The following is a 1,469-nucleotide window of genomic DNA, read 5'->3' on the forward strand; positions in this document are numbered from 1 at the left end:
CTCTTTGAACGCAATCTTCCCTCGTTTAGATGCGCTTGCTTTGCAAAAATTTCGTGAGAATTTCCCAAGGTACCTGGGCGCATCCGACATACAGCTAGAGCATTTTCCTGTAGGTGTAGTGCAGGGCCTGTGCATCTATGGGCGTTTTCCCCAATGAAAACGGCGCTGCACGCTCCTCCCGGGATACCCAGCAACAGGAAAAATGCTCTAATCGATGCTTCTAGACTCTGCCTGGTCTCGTCATTTTCGCAGCGATAGTCAGGCTGGTGAAAAAGACGACCGCCGGCAGTGCGGTACCCACGCTAACCCAGACTTGCGGTCTGTTGGAATTCATCGCTACGCCCTACAATCGGTTTCATGGCTGACGACGCACTCTTCACACCTCCGCCCACAGAACCTCGCAGCTCAATGCGTACGCCGCTGCTGATCGGTGGCGGTGTGGTGCTATTGGCTGTTGTCCTGATGCTCATCTTCGGCCACCACAAGGTGCAGGCGCCGACCACGGTAGCGCCGCTGGACAGCTACGCCGCCAACCTTCCCTTGAGTGGGATCGAGATGTCTGAGGCGACCTCGCCCTTCGCCGGCGGCCGCTCCACCTATATCGATGGCAAGATCACCAACACCGGCACCCGGACCATCACCGGGGTGACCGTGCAGACGATCTTCCGGTCGGACGATGGACATACGGTCTCACTCCAGACGGTCCCCCTGATGCTGATCCGCACCCGGATCCCCTACGTGGACACACAGCCCATCTCGGTAGCGCCCATCGCTCCCGGCGCGACGGCGGAGTTCCGACTGATCTTTGAGGGACTGCCACAGAGCTGGAACCAGCAGCAACCGGAACTGCACATTACAGGTGTGCAATCCAAGTAAACCCCGTGAATTTACTGCAGTGTAGGGAATATTTTTCCCACGGTAATTGTTCGCGGTGCGGACGAATCGACGGAATTTTCTCGTAAGTTACAGATTCTAAATAGGCCACCGTTTTGGCACGATAGCTGCTCTAAGAAGAGTACGAAAGCGTTGTGACGGTGTTTGTTTTAGTTGAACCGCCGCGACTCTAAAAGGAGCTATCGATATGAAATACGCTCGTGCCTTTTCCGGTTTGTCTGCCGTCGTTCTGACCGGCGCTCTTGCTTTTCCGGCTTACGCTCAGCAGAACAGCACCGCTTCCCCAGCTCAGGGTCAAAAGCAGGACGCAACGGATAACACAACGTACGCCACCGGTCAGCCGCTGCAGTCAGAGTCGAAAGAGGGCTTTTGGGGACATGTGAATCCCTTTGCCCGCAAGAAGTGGGTACATCGCCAGGTTGACCCGGTCAAGGACCGTGTCAATGAGCTCGATCAGCTTCAGGCCAAGAACGCAAATGACATCCGCGACGTAGACTCCCGTGCAACGGCAGGCATCAACAAGGCCCAGTCCGCTGCCGACTTGGCCGACCAGCATGCAGCAGACGCTGGTAACC

Annotated in this window: 1 protein-coding gene and 1 pseudogene; both read left to right on the top strand. The window is 56.4% G+C overall.

Annotated features, from left to right (window positions below; all coding sequences use genetic code 11):
* The first annotated feature begins 357 nt into the window (after nt 1-357).
* Entirely contained in the window at nt 358-876 is a 519-nt protein-coding gene (locus AB4043_RS25335; RefSeq protein ID WP_442300599.1) for a DUF2393 family protein, read from the top strand.
* A 205-nt stretch (nt 877-1,081) separates the two neighbouring features.
* Nucleotides 1,082-1,469, top strand: a pseudogene (locus tag AB4043_RS25340) (OmpA family protein); the annotation flags it as partial.

The sequence above is a fragment of the Terriglobus sp. YAF25 genome, assembly GCF_052113305.1.
In the GTDB taxonomy this organism is placed as follows: domain Bacteria; phylum Acidobacteriota; class Terriglobia; order Terriglobales; family Acidobacteriaceae; genus Terriglobus.